Raw genomic sequence first — 20,065 nt, forward strand, 5'->3', positions numbered from 1 at the left:
CCTATGCCGGAGTGCCGCCGGGTCCCTGCCACGGTGTATGCGGCAGGGACGCGAAGACCTGCGACAACGGCTGCCAGGCGAACCACCAGGCGGCACCGACGACGGCGGCGAACAGGACGATCCACACGCCCGCGGGGACGCGGGTTGCCCGGGACAGCAGGTAGGCGTCCGACGTCGCCAGCCGGTCGCGGCGCCGCACGTGCACGGCCGCAAGTTTGCCGAGGTCCCGAACGGCGGCGACCAGAAGCGCCAGGCCGAGCACGATCATGACATGGCCGTTGAATTCGGGCGGGACAAACAGCACGAGCAGGACGGCGGCCAGGACCGCGGCCGCGGTGATGAGCAGGCCGATTCCGTTGCGGATGAACAGGAACGAGGCCAGCAGGATCAGGGTCCCGAGCGACATTGCCGCCGGGCCCCAGCCGCTGAAGCCGCACCAGACCATGGCGGCGCCAACGACGGCCGGCACGGGGTAGCCCCAGAACGTGGACCAGACGGCGGCGAGGGGGCGCCTGCTGTAGGTGGTGGTGGTGCCCGAATGGTCCAGGCTCAGCCGGATGCCGCCCACGCGCTGCCCGGTCATGAGCGCGGCGAAGGCGTGGCCGAGTTCGTGGGTCACGGTTGCCATGAGTCCGAAGTACCGCCACGTCACCCGCGGCAGGGAGAGCGCGACGGCGAGGAGGATCACCAGGGCGAGTTCGGTAACGGTGACGTGCGGGACGGGGGACTGGGTGAATCCGGCGGCAATCCGGTTCCACCAGGTTTCTGCGGCGTTGGTCATGCCCGGACCCGTGCAGCCGGTCCCGCGGGCCCTGCGGGGCCCGCACTGTGCCGGATGCAGTAGGGGGTCCACGGCCTGGCCTCCAGCCGGCCCTCGGCGATCCCTTCCCCGCACACTGCGCAGATGCCGTAGGTGCCGGCCTCGATCCGTTCCAGGGCTGCCTCGATCTGGGCGAGACCCGCGCGGCTTTGCTCAAGCAGGGCCGAGGCCTGGGAGAGCTCAAACGCGATGGTCGCGCCCTCGGGATCGTGTTCGTCGTCGACGTTGGAGTCCTGCCGGGCCGCATTCACCGCGGTGATGTCCCGGCCAAGCGCGGGAAGGAGTGCAAGTTTCCGGTGGCGCTCCTCCTGGAGGAGTGCGCGGAACCGTTCGACGTCAACCATAGGCTGCAAGGCTAGCGCGGCGGACCCGCGGGCGTCGAAGCGGGCGCGTAGGGGACGCCGTCGAAAAGCGCACCGGGCCGGGTCGAAAGTCCCCGGCGGACGGGGGAGTCTGCGCCGTACAGTGGGGGAAGAGACTGTGACCGGAAGACTTCGACCAGATAAGTCAGGAGACGTCATGGATCAGCAGGCGGCCAACGACCCCACCAAGAACGCCGTGGAGGAGGCCGACGCCCTGGCCGCGGTAGAGCGGCACCATGCCAGCATGCTCAAGCGCCTCAATGCCCTGACGTCCACTCTCACCCGTGCCGTGACGGCCGGCGACACCGTGGCGGAGCACGACGCCCATGAGGTGCTCGTGGAATGGTGCGAGACCGAACTCGTCCCGCACGCGCTCGCCGAGGAAGGGCCACTGTACGGCGGAGCCCGGAAGAGGCCGGAAGGCGCGCTACTGGTGGACGGGATGCTGGGCGAGCACCAGATGATCGTCGGCCTCGTCGAGGAGCTGCGCGGTTCCGCCGGGGTGGACGCCGCTGTGGCGGCCGGCTCCATCCGGAACATTTTCGCGCTCCACCTGGACAAGGAAAACAGGCTCCTGATGCCGTTCATCGTGGCTTCCCCCGAGCTGTCCCTCGCACGCGCCGTCGAAGGCCTGCACGAACTGGTCGGCGAAACCCACATCCATCAACACGGGACGGGGCAAACGGGCAGCGTCTAGAGTTGCCCCATGGCGGACGGAATGCACCACGACAGCACTCCCGGCACTGATGCATTGCTGAGGGAGCTAGCGGCGGCCCACGGGGTGGGAACCTCCTACTGGGGCTGGGACGGGGTCGAACGCTCTGTCACGGAGAGCACATTGCGCGGCGTTCTCGCCGCGCTGGGCGTACCGGCGTCGGACACGGCCGCGATGGAGCGGTCCCTGGCCGAGGCGCGGCTGGCACCGTGGCGGCGCCTCCTGCCGCCGGTCGCCGTCGCCCGGGAGGGGCAGGAACTCCTCATCAACGTCCATGTACCGCACGGCAGCGCCGTCAGTGTGTGGATCGCCGCCGAAGACGGCAGCACGCACAGGGCAGCGCAGCGCGAGAATTGGGACGCGCCGGTCGACGTCGACGGCGTCCTGACCGGACGGGCGACCTTCGCGCTGCCGGGTACGGTGCCGCTCGGGTGGCACACCCTGCTGGCAGATAACGCCGGCACGATCGCCCGGTGCCCGCTCGTCGTCACACCGCGGAGGCTCCACACGACGGAGGCGCTCGCCGGGCGGCGGAACTGGGGACTGACCACGCAGCTCTATTCTGTGCGCTCCTCCCGGTCCTGGGGCATCGGCGACTTCGCCGACCTCGCGGACCTCGCCACCCTGACCGGGCAGGAGGGCGCCGGTTTCCTCCTGGTCAACCCGCTCCATGCCGCCGAGCCGCGGCCGCCGGTTGAGGACTCGCCCTACCTTCCCACGACCCGGCGGTTTTTCAACCCGCTCTATCTCCGGGTGGAGGAGATCCCCGAATACGGCTACCTCGGCCCGGCCGGCCGCGCCGAGGTGGAGCGGCTGGCCAGCCAACAACACTCCGCCAACCACTCCACCGGGCTGCTGGACCGGAACTCCAGCTACGGGGCGAAGCTGGCCGCCCTTGAGCTCGTGTTCGGGGTCCCGCGCGACCCCGCCCGCGCCCTCGCGTTTGCGGACTTCTGCCGTGAACAGGGGCAGGGACTCGATGACTTCGCGCTCTGGTGCGCCCTGGCCGAGAAGCTGGCCCCGGAGGCTCCGCAATGGGCTGCGGAGGCGGCCAGCCCGGAGACGTCCTACTGCAAGGAGCAACGGGTCCTGCTCGCCGGGCGGATCGAATTCCACCGCTGGCTGCAGTGGCTCTGCGACCAGCAGCTGGAAGCCGCCCAGCGCTCGGCCCGGCGGTCGGGCATGGAGATCGGCGTCATCCACGATCTTGCGGTCGGCGTGAAACCAGGCGGTGCGGACGCCTGGACCCTTGCCGGGGTGCTGGCCCGCGACGTCACGGTCGGCGCGCCTCCGGACATGTTCAACCAGCAGGGCCAGAACTGGACCCAACCGCCCTGGCACCCGGTCCGGCTCGCCGAGTCGGGATACGCGGCCTACCGGGACATGCTCCGGACGGTGCTGCGGCATGCCGGGGGCATCCGGGTGGACCACATTCTGGGCCTGTTCCGGCTGTGGTGGATCCCCGAGGGGGCCGGGCCTGGCGACGGCACCTATGTCTATTACGACCATGAGGCGCTCATCGGCATCCTGGCGCTGGAGGCGCAGCGTGCCGGTGCGATCGTCATCGGCGAGGATCTGGGGGTGTTTGAGCCGTGGGTCCGAGACTACCTCGCCGAACGCGGGATCTTCGGCACGTCGATCCTCTGGTTCGAACACGACGCCGACGGCCCGCTTCCGCCGGAGCGGTACCGGCAGCAGTGCCTGACCAGCGTCAACACCCACGACCTGCCCCCGACGGCCGGCTATCTGGCCGGCGAGCACGTCACCCTCCGCGAGTCCCTGGGCCTGCTGCGGCGTCCGGTGGATGAGGAACGCGCCGAGGCCGTGGCGGAGCAGCAGGCAGTGCTCGGGATGCTGCGGGAACGCGGCCTCCTGCCGGCGCCGGGGCACGAAGACGTGCAGGGCACCGTCGAGGCGCTGTATGCCTTCACCACTCTGACGCCGTCGTCCCTGCTCGGCGTCGCGCTGGTTGATGCGGTGGGCGAAACCCGGACCCAAAACCAGCCCGGAACCAGCACGGAGTACCCCAACTGGCGCATAGCCCTGGCCGGCCCGCGGGGGCCGGTCCTGCTCGACAGCCTGGCCGAGGATCCCGGCTTCCGCTCGCTCCTCGGCACCATCCGGACTGCGCTGCACGCCGCGGATTAGCCGCGCGCACACGATGGAAAACGCCTAAGGCCCGCAGCCCCCGACGGGCCTGAGTGGGACGCGCCGCAGATGAGTGACCTGCTCAAGTAACCTGCCGCGTGCTGTACAGGTGTCACAAGAGCGGGCGGACAAGTAAAACTACTCGTTCCTTCCGTGTCCGCTCCGTCTAATCTGATCGCCAAAGCGCCAGAAACTATCGCCGCGCGGTCGTGTCAGATGCAGATCCGATGTTTATGGGGGAACAAATGAAAAGCAGTGTGCGGGTAGCTGGTGCCGGTCTGGCTCTGGCAATGGGAATCGCTGGAAGCGTAGCCGGCACTGCAGGCGCTGCCACGAGTTACAGCTTTGCCGTCATCGGCGACATGCCCTACGGCAGCACCCAATTGAGCCTCTTTCCGAAACGCATCGCGCAGATAAACGCGGATCCGGATGTGCGCATGGTCGGGCATCTCGGCGATATCGGCACGGGTGTCTGCTCTGACGCCTACTACCAGAAGATCAAGGCAAGCTTCGACAAGTTTGTCGACCCGCTGGTGTACACCCCCGGTGACAACGAGTGGGCGGACTGCCACAGCGCCAGAATAGGCAAAGCCAATCCGCTGCAGCGGCTGGCTGCCATCCGCTCGGTCTTCTTCCCCAGAAGCGGCCGGACCCTGGGCCAGAACCCGATCTCCGTCACGGCCCAGTCCGGGTACAAGGAGAATGTGAAGTTCGCCGCCGGCGGGCTGACCATCTCGACCCTGCACATCGTTGGTTCGGAGAATGACCTCCGGCCGTGGACCGGCCTCGGCTTCACGATGGCCACCACTGGACAGGTGGCCGAGGAGAAGGCCCGGGTGAATGCCGCCGTCGCGCAGATCCGAAGTGCCTTCGCAATGGCGAAGGCCAATAACAGCAGGGCCGTGGTCCTGATGACCCAGGCGGACATGTTTGCTCCCGGCACCCAGTACTCGGGCTACCGCAACGCCTTCCAGAGCATCGTGCGGGCCATCGCCAGTGAAAGCAAGGCATTCAAGAAGCCGGTGTTCCTTTTCAACGGCGACACTCACATCTACGCCAAGGACAAGCCGCTCAACAACGAGAAGTGGCTGTCTTTCTACGGGATTTCCGGCGCGGCGCCCAACCTCACGAGGGTCTCAATCGAAGGCGAAACCTACGTGGATGAATACGTGAGGGCCAACGTCGTCTCCAGCTCGGAGGTCCTGCAGATCCAGCGGGTTGCGTACAAGTAGCGCGCCCGCAAATAGATCCAAACCGGGAAGGTCCCGGAATCCAAGGATTCGGGGGCCTGTCCCCGCCTGTTGTCGCCAGAGATAGAAAAAACCCCCAGAATCCTTGGATTCTGGGGGTTTTCCCGTTGTGCGCGGAGGGGGACTTGAACCCCCACCCCCTTTCGAGGACTAGCACCTCAAGCTAGCGCGTCTGCCATTCCGCCACCCGCGCAGGTGGTATTCGGTGAACCTTTTCGCCTTTCAGCGTTTTGGATTTCTCCGAAGCAGCGAGAAAGACTCTAGCATGAACTTTCCCGAAACAAATAATCGGGGCCCGGGAGGGCATGTGGGTAGGCTGAAGCCAGCAACAGAGCCGACGCCACGAGGAGTGAAACATGACTGAAATCAGGCCCGAGGACGAAGTCGTCAGAATCTGCCAGGAACTGATCCGGATCGACACGTCCAACTACGGTGACGGCTCAGGCCCGGGGGAGCGGGCGGCTGCCGAGTACACCGCGGGGCTGATGACGGAAGTGGGACTGGACGCCGAAATCTTCGAGTCCGCCCCGGGCCGCGCCAGCGTCGTCACCAGACTTGCCGGCGAGGACCCGTCCGCCAGCGCCCTGGTGGTCCACGGGCACCTGGATGTTGTCCCCGCGCTCCGCGAACAGTGGTCGGTGGACCCCTTCGGTGCCGAACTCAAGGACGGCATGATCTGGGGCCGCGGCGCCGTGGATATGAAGGACATGGACGCCATGATCCTTTCCGTGCTGCGGAATTTTGCCCGGACCGGCCGCAAACCCAAGCGGGACCTGATCTTCGCGTTCTTCGCCGACGAGGAAGCCGGCGGCACCTACGGCGCCCGCTACGCGATCGAGAAGCGGCCCGAACTCTTCGACGGCGCCACCGAGGCCATCTCCGAAGTCGGCGGCTTCTCCGCGAACATCGGCGGCCAGCGCACCTACCTGCTCCAGACCGCCGAGAAAGGCCTGTCCTGGCTCCGCCTCGTCGCCCACGGCCGCGCGGGCCACGGTTCCCAGATCAATACGGACAACGCCGTTACCCGGCTCGCCAGCGCCGTGTCCCGCATCGGGGAATATCGGTGGCCGGTGGAGCTCACCCCCACCACCCGGCAGTTCCTCGACGGCGTGACGGAACTCACGGGCGTCGAGTTCGATCCGGACGATCCGGACAAGATCCTCAAGGAACTCGGCACCGTGGCCCGCTTCGTCGGCGCCACCTTGCAGAACACCACCAACCCCACCCTGCTCAAGGGCGGCTACAAGCACAATGTGATCCCGGAATCGGCCGAGGCCCTCATCGACTGCCGCACCCTGCCCGGCCAGGAGGAACACGTCCTCGAAAAGGTCCGCGAACTGGCCGGCAAGGGCGTGGACGTGAGCTACGTCCACAACGACGTGTCGCTGGAGGTCCCGTTCGCGGGAAACCTCGTGGACTCGATGATCGACGCGCTGCACGCCGAGGATCCGGGAGCCAAGGTCCTGCCGTACACCCTCTCCGGCGGCACGGACAACAAGTCCCTGAGCCGGCTGGGCATCACCGGCTACGGTTTCGCCCCGCTCCAGCTCCCGGACGAACTGGACTTCACCGGGATGTTCCACGGGGTGGACGAACGCGTCCCCACCGAATCCCTGAAGTTCGGCGCCCGCGTGCTCGATACCCTGCTCACCAACTACTGAGCCCCGAAAGACACACCGCCGATGCGCCCTGGAAATGCCCTGCCCGATGTCTTGCCCGATGCCCTGCTCGAACGGATCCGCGGCCGTGCCGCCGGCTACGACCGGGACAACGCCTTTTTCCACGAGGATCTTGAGGAGCTGGCCGCGGCCGGCTACCTGAAGATCTTTGTCCCGGCGGCCGACGGCGGATTGGGACTTGGGCTGTCCGCGGCGGCGCAGCTGCAGCGGCGGCTGGCGACGGCGGCCCCGGCCACCGCGCTGGCCGTCAATATGCACCTGGTGTGGACCGGCGTCGCGCACGTCCTGGCAGCCCGCGGTGACTCCTCGCTGGACTTCATCCTCCAGGAGGCAGCGCAGGGCGAGATCTTCGCGTTCGGAAACTCGGAGGCAGGGAACGACTCGGTGCTCTTCGATTCCCTCACCACCGCCGTGCCGGTCGCCGGGGGCGGCTATTCCTTCACCGGCCGCAAGATCTTCACAAGCCTCTCGCCGGCGTGGACCCGGCTGGGCATTTTCGGCAAGGACGCCTCGGCCGGGGACGGCGAGGGCCAGTTGGTCCACGGCTTCATCACCAGGGACACCCCGGGGTACGAAGTCCTGGCGGACTGGGACACGCTCGGCATGCGGGCAAGCCAGTCCAACACGACGGTCCTGGATGGTGCGGTGGTGCCGGCAGAGCGGATTTTCCGGAAGCTTCCGGTGGGCCCGAACGCTGACCCGCTGATCTTCGCCATCTTCGCCTGTTTCGAGACGCTGCTGGCCGCGGTGTACACGGGCCTCGGCGAACGGGCCCTTGACCTGGCGGTAGAGGCGGTGAAGCGGCGGACCTCGTTCAAGAACGGCGGGCGCAGCTACGCCCAGGATCCGGATATCCGCTGGAAGGTGGCGGACGCGGCGATGGCGATGGACGCGCTGTACCCCCAGCTGTCCAGCGTCGCGGCAGATGTGGATGCCCTGGCCGAGCACGGCGCCCAGTGGTTCCCGAAGCTGGTCGGAGTGAAAGTCAGCGCGACGGAGACGGCCCGGACGGTCGTGGACCTGGCGGTCAGGGTCTCCGGGGGATCGAGCTACTTCCGCGGTTCCGAGCTGGAACGGCTGTACCGCGACGTGCTGGCGGGAATGTTCCACCCCTCAGATGACGAATCGGCGCACAACACCGTAGCCAACGCGTGGCTCGGGCCGCTCGAGACGGCATAGACGCTGGACCCCACACCCCTAAACGGTCCGCTGGACCCCACAACTAAACGGTCCGCTGGACCCCACACCCCTAAACGGTCCGCTGGACCCCACACCCCTAAACGGTCCGCTGGACCTGCGTCACCCTGCGGCGCAGCCAGAAGCGGCGTCCGCCGCCCAAATACAGCACGCTGCGCTCAAGTTCCCACTTGCCGTACTCCGAGTGCTCGACCAGGCGGCGGCGCGCTTCAGGCAGGGAATCCTCAGGACTGACCGTCAGTACGAGGTACTCGTACTGCCTCACATAGTCCCGTTCCCGACGGACCGAGCTGCTGAGAAAATGTTCCTTCATTGCTCTCCATTTTCTCCCTTTTCCGGCTAACGTGAAGTCATGAGCATCGATCCGCGTGTCGCGCTTCAATCCCTGACGGCTGCGCTGGAAGAACACCTCGCTGCTGCGTCTGCCCGCCGGGGAGATGGGGATCCCGCGGTCGAGGCAGCGTTTTTTGCCGTTGCTGATGCCTTTGAAGTCTACGACGACTCGCTCTACGAAGCGTATGGCGAAGTGACGCCGCTCGAAGTGATCGATGACGACAGCGACGAGGACGAGGAAGAAGACGTCGACGACGAGGAAGACCTCGAAATCCTCCAGGACTAGGTCCGGCCGTTAGGCCAGCGAACGACCCAGCTCAGGCGGGGTTCGACACGTCCTCCAGCGCCTGGGCGATCTGCGGGGGCAGCGGCGCCAGCGTCGAATCCAGGATTTCCTTGAGCTGCACCGGCGTGCGTGCGCCCACAATCGCCGTCGCGACACCAGACTGGGACAGCAGCCAGCTCAGCGAGACGTCCAGGGACGTCCGCCCCAGACCCTTCGCCGCCATCGCCACGGCCTCCACCACACTGGACGCGGCACCCTCAAGGTACGGCTCCACATAGCCGGCCAGCCTCGAATGGGCCGCCCGCGAATCCGCGGGAATGCTCCCGCGGTATTTGCCGCTCAGCACGCCGCGCCCCAACGGACCCCACGCCATCAGGCCCAGGCCGGCGTCCTCAACGGCGGGAATGAGTTCAGCTTCGGGGGAGCGCTGGAGGAGGGAATACTCGGACTGGTTCGCGACCAGCGGGAAGCCGGCCACCGCGGCAGCCTTCGCCGTCTGCCAGCCGTTGAAGTTGGAAACTCCCACGTAGCGGACGCGGCCCGAGCGTACGGCGAATTCAAGCGCGGACAAGGTCTCTTCCAGCGGGACGTTGGGGTCCCAGGCATGCGCGAACCAGAGGTCCACATAGTCGGTGCCCAGCCGGGCCAGGCTCGCGTCCAGGCCGGAGAGCATTCCGTTCCGCGAGGTGTCGACGCCGCGCCGGCCGTCCGAGAACGACAATCCGGCCTTAGTGGAGATGACAACCTCGGAGCGGGCCACCACGTCGCCCAGCATCCCGCCCAGCATCGCCTCCGCCTGGCCGTCGGCGTAGGACGCGGCCGTGTCGATCAGGGTCCCGCCGCCGTCCACGAAAGTGCGGAGCAGGGCGGAGGCATCCTGCTCGTCGGTTTCCCGGGCCCAGGACATGGTGCCTAGGGAAACGGAGGACACGCGCAACCCACTGTTGCCGACATAACGCTGCTGCATGTCAGCAAGCTTACGGGGATTCGGAATGTTTCATGACGTAGGGTCTATAAACGTGAACTGGTTTGAAGCGGCCTTTTTGGGCCTTGTGCAGGGGCTGACCGAATTCCTCCCGATTTCCTCAAGTGCCCATCTGCGGATTGTGGGTTCCTTCCTCCCGAACGCCGCGGACCCCGGGGCCGCATTTACGGCCATCACCCAGCTCGGCACCGAAACCGCCGTCGTCGTTTACTTCTGGCGCGACATCGTGCGGATCGTCAAAGCCTGGGCCGGATCCTTGGCCGGCAAGGTCTCCCGGCACGACCCGGACGCCCGGATGGGCTGGCTGGTAATTCTGGGCAGCCTGCCGATCATCGTCCTTGGACTGCTGTTCCAGGACCAGATCGAGTCCGTGCTCCGCAGCCTCTGGATTGTCGCCACCATGCTGATTGTCTTCGGCATGATCCTCGCCGTCGCCGACGCCGTCGGGCGCCAGGACCGCGACCTGACGCAGCTGACGTACAAACACGGAATCCTCTACGGACTTGCGCAGGCCATGGCCCTGATCCCCGGCGTGTCCCGCTCCGGCGGCACCATCACCGCCGGGCTCCTCATGGGCTACACCCGTGAAGCGGCGGCCCGCTATTCCTTCCTCCTGGCCATCCCGGCAGTGTTCGGCAGCGGCCTGTACCAGCTCTACAAAGTTCTCTCCAAGGACGGCATCACCGGTCCCTACAGCCTCCCGGAAACAGCCCTCGCCACGGCCGTCGCGTTTGTTGTGGGATACATCATCATCGGCTGGTTCCTGAAGTACGTCTCGACCCACAGCTACCGGCTCTTCGTCTGGTACCGGATCCTCCTGGGCCTGGCCCTGTACCTGCTGCTCGGTTTCAACGTCATCAGCGCCTAGCACTAGGCTTGGGCTGTGAAGTCTTGGATCTCCCGCCCCGTTCCCCAGCTCCCGGGCAGCATGCCTGCCCTCCGCCTCTTCGACACCGCCAAGGGCAGTGTCGTCACCCTCGGCGCGGCCGGCGAACAGTCCATGTACGTCTGCGGAATCACCCCGTATGACGCCACCCATATGGGCCACGCGGCCAGCTACGTCGCATTCGACCTGCTGAACCGGGCCTGGCGGGACGGCCGGCAGACGGTCGCCTACGTGCAGAACGTCACCGACATCGACGACCCCCTGCTGGAGCGCGCAACGGCCACCGGAGTGGACTGGCGTGACCTGGCGGCCAGCCAGATCGAACTCTTCCAGACGGACATGGAAGCCCTCAACGTGCTGGCTCCGGACCGTTATGTGGGCGCCGTGGAAGCCATTCCCCTGATCGTGCCGGCCATCGAGCAGCTGCTGCAGCGGGGCTTGGCCTACCGGGTGCCCGGCGGCGCCGGCGAGCCTGACGGAGACGTCTATTACGACGTCGAAGCCGCCGGCAAGCACTCTGCCGAGGCCACTGATGCCTGGACCCTCGGCGCCGTCTCAGGGTTGTCCGACGCCGAGATGCTGGAGCTCTTTGCCGAACGTGGCGGAGACCCCGGCCGGGCCGGAAAGCGCCAGGCGCTGGATCCCCTGCTCTGGCGGGTTGCCCGCGAAGGAGAACCCAGCTGGCCCGGCGGCGAACTGGGGGAGGGACGGCCCGGCTGGCACATCGAGTGCACGGTCATCGCCCAGAAGTACCTGCCCGCCCCGTTCACCGTCCAGGGCGGCGGCTCTGACCTGGTCTTCCCGCACCACGAGATGGGCGCCGGGCATGCCTACTCGCTGTCCGGAGTGCCGCTGGCGCAACACTTCGCCCACGCCGGCATGGTGGGGCTCGACGGCGAAAAGATGAGCAAGTCCAAGGGAAACCTTGTCCTCGTTTCCAAGCTCCGTGCCGCCGGAGAGGAGCCGGCCGCGATCCGGCTGGCCATCCTGGCCCACCACTACCGCAGCGACTGGTCCTGGACCGACGCCGGATTCGACGCCGCCAAGGAGCGGCTCCGCAGCTGGAGGGGAGCACTCGCCGCTGCCCCGGCGGGCTCCGCCGCCGGGCTGGTGTCCCGGATGCGGGCCGAACTCTCAAATGACCTGAACGCCCCGGGAGCCGTCGCCGCCGTTGATGACTGGGCCAAAGCGGCCCTGGCGGAAGGCCATGACGGGTCGCCGTCGGACGCGGCGCTGGTGAGCGACGCCGTCAACGCTTTGCTCGGTGTGGAGCTCTAGGCGTGGCAGTTCAGGGATCGACGTTTAGGCGTCGAAACCACGCCGGACGCTAGGGCTTCTCCTTGCCGCGGCGCTTGAGGTACCGCTCGAATTCCCGGGCGATCGACTCGCCGCTGGCCTCCGGGAGGTCGGCGGTGTCCTTCGCTTCCTCCAGCTGGCGCACGTAGGCCGCGATTTCCGGGTCCTCGGTGGCCAGCTCGTCAACGCCGCGCTCCCACGCGTCCGACTCCTCGACCAGTTCCTGGGTGTCGAGCGGGACCTGCAGCAGCTCCTCGATGCGGTGCAGCAGGGCGAGCTGGGCCTTGGGGGAGGGCGCCTGCGCCACATAATGCGGCACGGCGGCCCACAGCGAGACGGTGGGCAGCCCGGCGAGCAGCGCAACCTCCGCGAGGACCCCGACGATCCCCACCGGCCCCTCATACTGCGAGGCCTCGAGGTCCATCCGCTCCCGCAGCGCCGGGTCATCCGTGGAGGCACTCACGGGAATCGGCCGGCTGTGCGGCACGTCGGCGAGGAGTGCACCGACCAGGATCACGTAGTCCACGTGGAGCGCCTCGGCGTGGACCAGCAGCTCGGCCGTGTAGGCACGCCACTTATAGGACGGCTCCGTGCCCTGGACGAAGATGACGTCCACGTTGGAATCGGGAACACTCGCCTTGAAGATCCGGGTTGAGGGCCACTTGATTTTCCGCTCACCGGACGCCGTCCGGCGGATCGTGGGCCGGGTGAACTGGAAGTCGTAGTATTCGTCGGCGTCGATCGAACCGACCTTCTTGCCGCCCCAAAGCTTGTTAAGGTAACGCAAGGCATCGCTCGCTGCCTCCCCGGCGTCGTTCCAGCCTTCGAAGGCCGCGAGCAGCACCGTGATGCGCCGGCCCTCGGGTACGGGCTGCAGCAGCCGTTCCGGCTCGGGCACGTCGCCCGTTTCCGCGGGGTCTACCTCGAAGCTATTCATCTCTTCACCCTACGTCCAAGGACCCGGGCCACGCATGGAATGAAGCGCCGGGAATCGCTGCCGCGCTGGCGATATTCGCCGTAGGCGTAGTAACTGCCCCCTCACAGGGCCGCACCGTAGACTGGAAAACATGCAATCCTCAGCTTCCCAGCCCCTCCTCAAAGCCGCGCTCTGGGACATGGATGGCACCATCGTCGACACCGAACCGTACTGGATCGAGGCCGAACACGCCCTGGTCGCCGCGCACGGCGGGCAGTGGTCGCACGAGAAGGCCATGCAGCTGGTGGGCCAGTCCCTCGTCTTCTCCGCGGGGATCCTGCAGGAAGCCGGCGTCGCGCTGGAGCGCCGGGAGATCATCGACACCCTGACGGCCCATGTCATCAGCCAGGTCCGCATCTCCGTGCCCTGGCGGCCCGGCGCCCGTGAACTGCTCGAAGAGCTGCACACCGCGGGGATCCGCTGTGTCCTCGTGACCATGTCCGAGGCCGCGCTGGCCCGTGAGATCGTGGCCAGCCTGCCCAGGCCCTACTTCGACTTCCTCGTCACCGGTGACACCGTCACGCAGGGCAAGCCGCACCCCGAGGCCTACCTCACCGCGGTCGAACTGCTGCAGGAGCAGGACCCGGACCTTGGCCTGCACCACTGCATCGCGCTGGAGGACTCCAAGCCCGGCGTTGCCGCCGCCGTCGCCTCCGGGGTGCCGACGGTCGCCATTCCGCACATCGCCCCGCTGGCGCACGATCCCCGCCATGCCATGTGGGACACCCTGGAAGGGCGTACCGTGGCCGACCTCGAAGAGCTGGTCGCCCTGCGCCACGAGTTCCCGGAGGCAACCTTCGGCCTGGCCCGCGACGCCGCGCAGGAGCCGGTCCGTGGCTGACACCGACACCCAGGGCACCAGCGGGCAGGACCCCCGGAAACAGGGGCGCAACGAAGGAATCGCGCTGGGGCGCATCGCCGGCATCCCCGTGATCCTCGCCTACTCGTGGTTCATCATTGCCGCGTTCACGGTTGTCGTCTACGGCCCTGTGCTGCAGCACAACAACCCGCGGCTGGGCGTCGGCGCCTACTTCGTGGCGTTCGCCTACGCCGTCCTGCTGCTGATCTCGGTCCTCGTGCATGAGCTCGCGCACGCCCTGACCGCCAAGATCTACCGCTGGCCCAGCGAAAAGATCGTCCTCAACCTCTGGGGTGGCCACACCCAGTTCGAGAGCTTCACCGCGTCCCCTGGCCGGTCCGTCATCGTCGCGATGGCCGGTCCCGCGGCGAACTTCGTCCTGGCCGCCGGCGGCTGGCTCGTGCTGACCGCCGCCGACCTCACCGGGGTGCCGGGCATCCTGGCCAATATCTTCGTCTGGGCCAACCTGCTGATCGGCATCTTCAATGTCCTCCCCGGGCTGCCGCTGGACGGCGGCCGGCTCGTCGAATCCGCCGTCTGGAAGCTGACCGGCAGCCAGGAAAAGGGCACGGTGGCCGCCGGCTGGGGCGGCCGCATCATCGTGATCGCCCTCGTCGTCTGGTTCGTGGCCCTTCCGCTGCTCAGCGGCGGCGAGCCGGACCTGTCGCTGGTGCTCCTCACCCTCCTTGTCTGCAGCTTCCTCTGGATGGGAGCCAGCGCCGCGATCCAGCAGGCCCGCCTGCGGGGCCGGCTCCCGGGCGTGGAAGCCGGCGCCCTCGCCGAGCCAGCAGTGGGCCTCCCCGAATCGGCCACGGTGGCCGATGTGCTGGCACTGGCGCCGGATCCCGCCACCGGCGCGGCTCCCGCCGTCGTGCTGTACCGCCCGGACGGGCGCCCGTCTGCCGTGGTCGACGCCGGTGCCCTCGCCACTGTTCCCGCGGCCGCCACTGCCGCCACGCCGCTCACGGCCGTGTCCTACTCCCTCGGCGCAGGCGCCTACGTGCCCGAGTGGTCCAGGGGACAGGAACTGATCCAGTACCTCGCCCAACTCGAGGGCCTGGAGTATGCCGTCGTCGACCGGGACGGAACCGTCACCGGCCTGCTCCACCAATCCGCAGTCCTTGGGGCCCTTACCGGCAAGGGCAACGGCGCCGGCAAGCGGATGTACGGCCAAAGCCGGTAGAGTTACCTGCCGGTCGTGTATTTCCGGACTGTTATTCCCGCCAGGGCCCACGTCCCGGGCACGAGCCGGCGGCCAGCCGGCCCCATCCACGGCCACACAGCTTTACAGGAGCGAGGAACATTTTCATGAGCAGCGACACCGCCGCAGGCACCACCCCGGACGACGCCGGAACAACCAGCCGCGCAGCAACCACCGGGCCGGACGCACGGGCGGCCGGCACGGCCAGTGCCGCCGCCCCGGTCGGGGCAGCGCGGCGCCGCGGACCGTTCCGGGAAGGCGAGCGTGTGCAGCTCACCGACGAGCGCGGCCGCATGAACACGATCAGCCTCGAGGCCGGCGGCGCGTTCCACACGCACCGCGGATTCCTCAACCACGACGAGATCATCGGCAAGCCGGACGGCTCTGTGGTGGTCAACAACGTCGGCCAGCAATACCAGACATTGCGGCCCCTGCTCTCGGACTTCGTCCTCTCGATGCCCCGCGGCGCAGCCGTCGTCTACCCCAAGGACGCCGGCCAGATTGTCACCATGGCGGACATTTTCCCCGGCGCACGCGTCGTCGAGGCCGGCGTCGGCTCCGGTGCCCTGTCCATCTCGCTGCTCCGCGCCGTCGGCGACAACGGCTACCTGCACTCCTTCGAGCGCCGGGAAGAATTCGCCGACATCGCCCGCGGCAACGTCGAGACGATCTTCGGCGGCCCGCACCCGGCCTGGCAGATCTCCCTCGGCGATTTCCAGGAGGAAGTGGTCCGCACCGAAGAGCCCGGCTCCGTGGACCGCGTGGTCCTGGACATGCTTGCCCCCTGGGAATGCCTCGACGCTGTCGCCACCGTGCTGGCCCCGGGCGGTGTGTGGATCAACTACGTCGCCACCGTGACGCAGCTTTCCCGGACCGCGGAGGCCATCCGGGCCGACGGCCGTTTCACCGAACCCGACGCCTGGGAGTCCATGGTTCGCGGCTGGCACCTCGAGGGCCTGGCGGTCCGCCCGGACCACCGCATGGTCGCCCACACCGGCTTCCTGCTGGTCACCCGGCGGCTGGCCGACGGCGTCACGGGCATCTCCGTGAAGCGCCGCCCGTCCAAGACCGACTTCAACGAAGACGACGTCAACGCCTGGACCCCTGGGGCCGTGGGGGAGCGGGCCGTCTCGGACAAGAAGCTGCGCCGGGCCGCCCGGGACGCCATCGCCGGAACCAACGTCAAGGACGATCCGGATATTACGAAGTAGTCCGTATTTCGGAAGACTCCAGCGGCACCCGGCTTCTTGGGGCTAATGTCTTAATAGAAGCGTAGGAAGGGGCTGATGCACGATGGAGACTCCGAACACTGATCCGGGCCTGACCCCGGCAGAGGACGCGGCGGCAGCCGCGGGACAATCGCAGGCCGACGCTGACCGCTACGGCGCCGGCGAACTCTCCGTGGCCGAGCGGCAGGTCAATATCCTCCGGGACAAGCTCCGGCATATTGACCGCCAGCTCGCCGCCGCCACGCAGAACAACTCCAAGCTCGTGGCCATGCTGGAGACCGCCAAGCAGGAAATCCTCCGACTGAAGAACGCCCTGGACCAGGAGGGCCAGCCACCGTACAGCTTCGGCACGGTGCTGCAGCTGAACCCGAAACGCCATGCCTCCGCCGGCAACGGCGGGCAGGCCGCCACCGAAGAATCCGTGGACATCTTCAACGCCGGCCGCAAGATGCGTGTGGGCATCAGCCCGCTGGTCAACATGAACCAGCTCGCTGTTGGCCAGGAGGTCCTCCTCAACGAGGCGCTCCTGGTGGTCGCCGGGCTGGGCTACGAACGGGCCGGTGACCTGGTCACGCTGAAGGAACTGCTCGGCGCGGACCGCGCACTGGTGGTCGGCCGCGCCGACGAGGAACGCGTCATCCGGCTCTCCGGGCCCCTGCTCGCGCAGAAGCTCCGCGTCGGCGACGCCCTCTCGATCGATTCCCGCACGGGCTACGCCCTGGAGAAAATTCCTCGCTCCGAGGTGGAGAACCTCGTCCTCGAAGAAGTGCCCGACATCACCTACCAGGACATCGGCGGACTGGGCCCGCAGATCGAGCAGATCCGGGACGCCGTGGAACTGCCCTTCCTGCACCCGGACCTGTACCGCGAACACGGCCTCAAAGCGCCCAAGGGCATCCTGCTCTACGGCCCCCCGGGCTGCGGGAAGACGCTGATTGCCAAGGCCGTCGCCAATTCCCTCGCCGCCCGGGCCGCCGAGCGCACCGGCAAGACGGACATGAAGAGCTACTTCCTGAACATCAAGGGTCCGGAGCTGCTGGACAAGTACGTCGGAGAAACCGAACGGCACATCCGGCTGATCTTCGCCCGCGCCCGGGAGAAGGCGTCCGAGGGCAGCCCCGTCGTGGTGTTCTTCGACGAAATGGACTCGCTGTTCCGCACCCGCGGCACCGGCATCTCCTCCGACGTCGAGACCACCATCGTCCCGCAGCTCCTCAGCGAGATCGACGGCGTCGAACGGCTCGACAACGTGATCGTGATCGGCGCGTCCAACCGCGAGGACATGATCGACCCGGCGATCCTGCGGCCGGGCCGGCTGGACGTCAAGGTCAAGATCCACCGCCCCGATGCCGAGGCCGCGGCCGACATTTTCAACAAGTACATCACCGCCGACCTGCCGTTCCACGAGTCCGATCTCGCCGAGCACCACGGTGATGTGCAGGCCACCGTGGATGCGATGGTCCAACGCACCGTCGAGGCCATGTACTCCACCGAAAAGTCCAACGAATACCTCGAGGTCACGTACGCCAACGGCGACACCGAAATGCTCTACTTCAAGGACTTCAATTCCGGCGCCGTGGTGCAAAACGTCGTGGACCGGGCCAAGAAGTACGCGATCAAGGACCTGCTGACCGTGGGCCAGAAGGGCATCCGGATCGACCACCTGCTGCGGGCCGTCGTCGACGAGTTCCGCGAGCACGAGGACATGCCCAACACCACCAACCCGGACGACTGGGCACGGATCTCGGGCAAGAAGGGCGAACGCATCACCTACATCCGCACCATCGTCCAGGGCAAGGCGGGGCAGGAGCCCGGCAAGTCCATCGAGACGATGCCCAGCACGGGCCAGTACCTGTGACGGCAGCGCCCGGCCAGCCGGCCGCCGATACCGGCGGGCTGCCGGCCGGCGGCGCCATGCGGGTCATGGGTTCGGAGACCGAATACGGCATCCATGCGCCCACCGCCCCCGGCGCCAACGCCACAATGATGTCTGCCCGGGTGATCCAGGCCTACGCCCAGGTGACACGGCAGCGTGCGGCCGGCGGCGCCGAAACCCGCTGGGACTACACCGACGAGGAACCGCTGCATGACGCCCGCGGCTGGACGCTGGAGCGCAGCCAGGCGGAACCCGACCAGCTGACCGACCAGCCGCCCGTCCTCGACGCCGAGGCTGTTGCCCTCGCCTATGGGCGGCAGGAACTGGAGGCCGACGGGGAGGACGAGTCCGGCACGCTCCTGATGAACATGGTCCTCGGCAACGGCGCCCGGCTGTATGTCGACCATGCCCACCCCGAGTACTCCAGCCCGGAAGTGACCAACCCCCGGGACGCCGTCGCCTGGGATGCCGCCGGTGATCTCGTGGCCCTTGCCGCGGTGCGCCGGCTGGCGGCCGATCCCGAGCTGCCTCCGGTCAACCTGTACAAGAACAACACCGACAACAAGTCGGTGTCCTACGGTTCCCACGAAAACTACCTCATGCCCCGCAACGTGCCCTTCGGAGACATTGTCCGCGGCCTGACGCCGTTCTTTGTCACCCGCCAGATCATCTGCGGGGCCGGCCGGGTCGGCATGAAACAGGACGGCTCGCGGCCCGGCTACCAGATCAGCCAGCGGGCGGATTTTTTCGAGACCGAAGTCGGCCTGGAAACCACCATCCGCCGGCCCATCATCAACACCCGCGACGAACCGCACGCGACGGCGGACAAGTACCGGCGGCTGCATGTCATCATCGGTGACGCCAACCTCAGCCAGGCCTCCAACTACCTGAAATTCGGCACCACCGCGATGGTGCTGAGCCTGATCGAGGCCGGCCTGGCGCCCAGGCTCGAAATCCACGAGCCGGTCGCCGCGCTGCAGGCCGTCAGCCATGACACCTCGCTCACTGCCACCTTCCGGCTGCTCGACGGGCGGCGGATCACCGCCCTGGACCTGCAGTGGATCTACTACGAAGCCGCCGCGAAGCACGCCCAGGACACCGGCGTGGCCGACGCCGTGGACGGGGACGGCCACACGCATCAGGTGCTGGAACGCTGGCAGGCGACGCTGACGGAACTGGGAAGCGACCGGGCCAAGGCCGCGACCTCCGTGGAGTGGCTGGCCAAGCTCTCCCTGCTGGACGGCTACCGGGAACGCGACGGGCTCGACTGGGGCCACGCACGGCTGGGCCTCGTGGACCTGCAATGGGCGGACATCCGGCCTGAAAAGGGACTCTATTACCGCCTGCTGGCACGCGAGCGCATGCAGCGGCTCGTCGACGACGGCCGGATCCAGCGGGCGGTCACCGAACCGCCGTCGGACACCCGGGCGTTCTTCCGGGGCCGCTGCGTCAGCCGCTTCGGGGCCGACGTGGTCGGCGCCAGCTGGGACTCCGTGATCTTCGACGTACCCGGCCGCGGCAGGCTGCAGCGCGTCCCCACCCGGGAACCGCTGCGCGGAACCGAGGCCCTCACCGGCGGGCTTTTCGCGCGGCACCGCGAAGCCGGACCGTTCCTCTCCGAGCTGCTGGGACTCCCACCCGGTTCCTAGGGACAAAGAGTCCCGCAGCGGCCCCCGGCGTGGCAATATGGCTTACAGGAAGTCCCTCGCGCAGACGGGACGGACAGAAGGAGAAGACAATGGCAGGCCAGGAGCAACAGCAGCCGCAGCCGCGGGACACCGAAGTTGACGAGGACGTCCCCGCCGCCCCGCCGGCCCCGGCGGAGGGACAGGCATCGGCCGCCACGCAGGGCGTCGACGACCTGCTCGACGAGATCGACGGTGTGCTGGAGTCCAACGCCGAAGAATTCGTGCGGGCGTTCGTCCAAAAGGGCGGCCAGTAGGCCGGCGGACCACGGCGGCCCAGGG

19 protein-coding genes and 1 tRNA gene are annotated in these 20,065 nt (G+C 67.6%); 14 read left to right on the forward strand and 6 right to left on the reverse strand.

Annotation, left to right across the window (positions count from 1 at the left end):
* Position 1 precedes the first annotated feature (1 nt).
* Both LDO13_RS09385 and LDO13_RS09390 read right to left on the reverse strand, forming a co-directional pair.
* Positions 2-781, reverse strand: a complete 780-nt coding sequence (locus LDO13_RS09385) for a M50 family metallopeptidase (RefSeq protein WP_224046506.1) — start codon at positions 779-781, stop codon at positions 2-4.
* Entirely contained in the window at positions 778-1,164 is a 387-nt protein-coding gene (locus tag LDO13_RS09390) for a TraR/DksA C4-type zinc finger protein (RefSeq protein WP_224046507.1), read from the reverse strand. The genes LDO13_RS09385 and LDO13_RS09390 overlap by 4 nt, the downstream gene beginning before the upstream one ends.
* Positions 1,165-1,339: 175 nt before the next feature.
* Between LDO13_RS09390 and LDO13_RS09395 the strand changes: the two genes are divergently transcribed.
* The 3 genes from LDO13_RS09395 to LDO13_RS09405 all read left to right on the forward strand — a co-directional run bounded on the left by LDO13_RS09395 (position 1,340) and on the right by LDO13_RS09405 (position 5,277).
* Positions 1,340-1,879: a hemerythrin domain-containing protein gene (locus LDO13_RS09395; RefSeq protein WP_224046508.1), complete on the forward strand. Its 540-nt coding sequence runs from the start codon at positions 1,340-1,342 to the stop codon at positions 1,877-1,879.
* A gap of 9 nt (positions 1,880-1,888) precedes the next feature.
* Positions 1,889-4,045, forward strand: coding sequence for a 4-alpha-glucanotransferase (gene malQ, locus LDO13_RS09400; RefSeq protein ID WP_224046509.1), 2,157 nt, complete (start codon positions 1,889-1,891; stop codon positions 4,043-4,045).
* Positions 4,046-4,335: 290 nt separating this feature from the next.
* A complete protein-coding gene (locus tag LDO13_RS09405) occupies positions 4,336-5,277 on the forward strand; it encodes a hypothetical protein (protein ID WP_224046510.1) in 942 nt (313 codons plus the stop codon).
* Between the two features lie 128 nt (positions 5,278-5,405).
* Here the strand turns inward: LDO13_RS09405 and LDO13_RS09410 are convergent.
* Positions 5,406-5,488: transfer RNA gene (locus LDO13_RS09410), tRNA-Leu, on the reverse strand.
* A 163-nt stretch (positions 5,489-5,651) separates the two neighbouring features.
* Between LDO13_RS09410 and LDO13_RS09415 the strand changes: the two genes are divergently transcribed.
* On the forward strand, positions 5,652-6,956 hold the full coding sequence (locus LDO13_RS09415; RefSeq protein WP_224046511.1) for a M20/M25/M40 family metallo-hydrolase: 1,305 nt from the start codon (positions 5,652-5,654) through the stop codon (positions 6,954-6,956).
* A 21-nt stretch (positions 6,957-6,977) separates the two neighbouring features.
* Complete coding sequence (locus LDO13_RS09420) at positions 6,978-8,153, forward strand: acyl-CoA dehydrogenase family protein (protein WP_224046512.1); 1,176 nt, start codon at positions 6,978-6,980, stop codon at positions 8,151-8,153.
* A 97-nt stretch (positions 8,154-8,250) separates the two neighbouring features.
* On the opposite strand, the gene LDO13_RS09425 is transcribed toward LDO13_RS09420, so the two are convergent.
* Positions 8,251-8,484 carry a DUF5703 family protein gene (locus LDO13_RS09425; protein ID WP_024366712.1) on the reverse strand — a complete coding sequence of 78 codons (234 nt, stop codon included), beginning with the start codon at positions 8,482-8,484 and terminating at the stop codon, positions 8,251-8,253.
* A 39-nt stretch (positions 8,485-8,523) separates the two neighbouring features.
* Here LDO13_RS09425 and LDO13_RS09430 point away from each other — a divergent pair, with 39 nt between their 5' ends.
* Positions 8,524-8,790 (forward strand): hypothetical protein, encoded by a 267-nt coding sequence (locus tag LDO13_RS09430; protein WP_224046513.1) that lies wholly within the window; start codon positions 8,524-8,526, stop codon positions 8,788-8,790.
* A gap of 31 nt (positions 8,791-8,821) precedes the next feature.
* Here the strand turns inward: LDO13_RS09430 and LDO13_RS09435 are convergent, their stop codons facing one another.
* Positions 8,822-9,757 carry an aldo/keto reductase gene (locus LDO13_RS09435; protein WP_224046514.1) on the reverse strand — a complete coding sequence of 312 codons (936 nt, stop codon included), beginning with the start codon at positions 9,755-9,757 and terminating at the stop codon, positions 8,822-8,824.
* Between the two features lie 52 nt (positions 9,758-9,809).
* On the opposite strand from LDO13_RS09435, the gene LDO13_RS09440 reads away from it, so the two are divergent.
* Both LDO13_RS09440 and mshC read left to right on the forward strand, forming a co-directional pair.
* Positions 9,810-10,643 (forward strand): undecaprenyl-diphosphate phosphatase, encoded by an 834-nt coding sequence (locus LDO13_RS09440; RefSeq protein ID WP_224046515.1) that lies wholly within the window; start codon positions 9,810-9,812, stop codon positions 10,641-10,643.
* Positions 10,644-10,658: 15 nt separating this feature from the next.
* The gene (gene mshC, locus LDO13_RS09445; RefSeq protein WP_224046516.1) at positions 10,659-11,939 is read left to right on the forward strand and encodes a cysteine--1-D-myo-inosityl 2-amino-2-deoxy-alpha-D-glucopyranoside ligase; all 1,281 of its coding nucleotides are present in this window, start codon (positions 10,659-10,661) and stop codon (positions 11,937-11,939) included.
* Positions 11,940-11,988: 49 nt separating this feature from the next.
* On the opposite strand, the gene LDO13_RS09450 is transcribed toward mshC, so the two are convergent.
* On the reverse strand, positions 11,989-12,894 hold the full coding sequence (locus tag LDO13_RS09450; protein WP_224046517.1) for a PAC2 family protein: 906 nt from the start codon (positions 12,892-12,894) through the stop codon (positions 11,989-11,991).
* A 130-nt stretch (positions 12,895-13,024) separates the two neighbouring features.
* Here LDO13_RS09450 and LDO13_RS09455 point away from each other — a divergent pair, with 130 nt between their 5' ends.
* From LDO13_RS09455 to LDO13_RS09480, 6 genes are all read left to right on the forward strand, one after another.
* On the forward strand, positions 13,025-13,774 hold the full coding sequence (locus LDO13_RS09455) for an HAD family hydrolase (RefSeq protein ID WP_224046518.1): 750 nt from the start codon (positions 13,025-13,027) through the stop codon (positions 13,772-13,774).
* Complete coding sequence (locus tag LDO13_RS09460) at positions 13,767-14,975, forward strand: site-2 protease family protein (protein WP_224046519.1); 1,209 nt, start codon at positions 13,767-13,769, stop codon at positions 14,973-14,975. Before LDO13_RS09455 ends, LDO13_RS09460 begins: the two co-directional genes overlap by 8 nt.
* 125 nt (positions 14,976-15,100) lie before the next feature.
* Positions 15,101-16,204, forward strand: a complete 1,104-nt coding sequence (locus tag LDO13_RS09465) for a tRNA (adenine-N1)-methyltransferase (protein WP_224046520.1) — start codon at positions 15,101-15,103, stop codon at positions 16,202-16,204.
* 82 nt (positions 16,205-16,286) lie between these two features.
* Positions 16,287-18,080: a proteasome ATPase gene (arc, locus tag LDO13_RS09470; RefSeq protein ID WP_224046521.1), complete on the forward strand. Its 1,794-nt coding sequence runs from the start codon at positions 16,287-16,289 to the stop codon at positions 18,078-18,080.
* Positions 18,081-18,136: 56 nt separating this feature from the next.
* On the forward strand, positions 18,137-19,747 hold the full coding sequence (dop, locus tag LDO13_RS09475; RefSeq protein WP_224049743.1) for a depupylase/deamidase Dop: 1,611 nt from the start codon (positions 18,137-18,139) through the stop codon (positions 19,745-19,747).
* 89 nt (positions 19,748-19,836) lie between these two features.
* Positions 19,837-20,040 carry a ubiquitin-like protein Pup gene (locus tag LDO13_RS09480; RefSeq protein ID WP_224046522.1) on the forward strand — a complete coding sequence of 68 codons (204 nt, stop codon included), beginning with the start codon at positions 19,837-19,839 and terminating at the stop codon, positions 20,038-20,040.
* Positions 20,041-20,065: the final 25 nt, after the last annotated feature.

This window comes from Arthrobacter sp. NicSoilB4, assembly GCF_019977335.1.
In the GTDB taxonomy this organism is placed as follows: Bacteria; Actinomycetota; Actinomycetes; order Actinomycetales; family Micrococcaceae; genus Arthrobacter.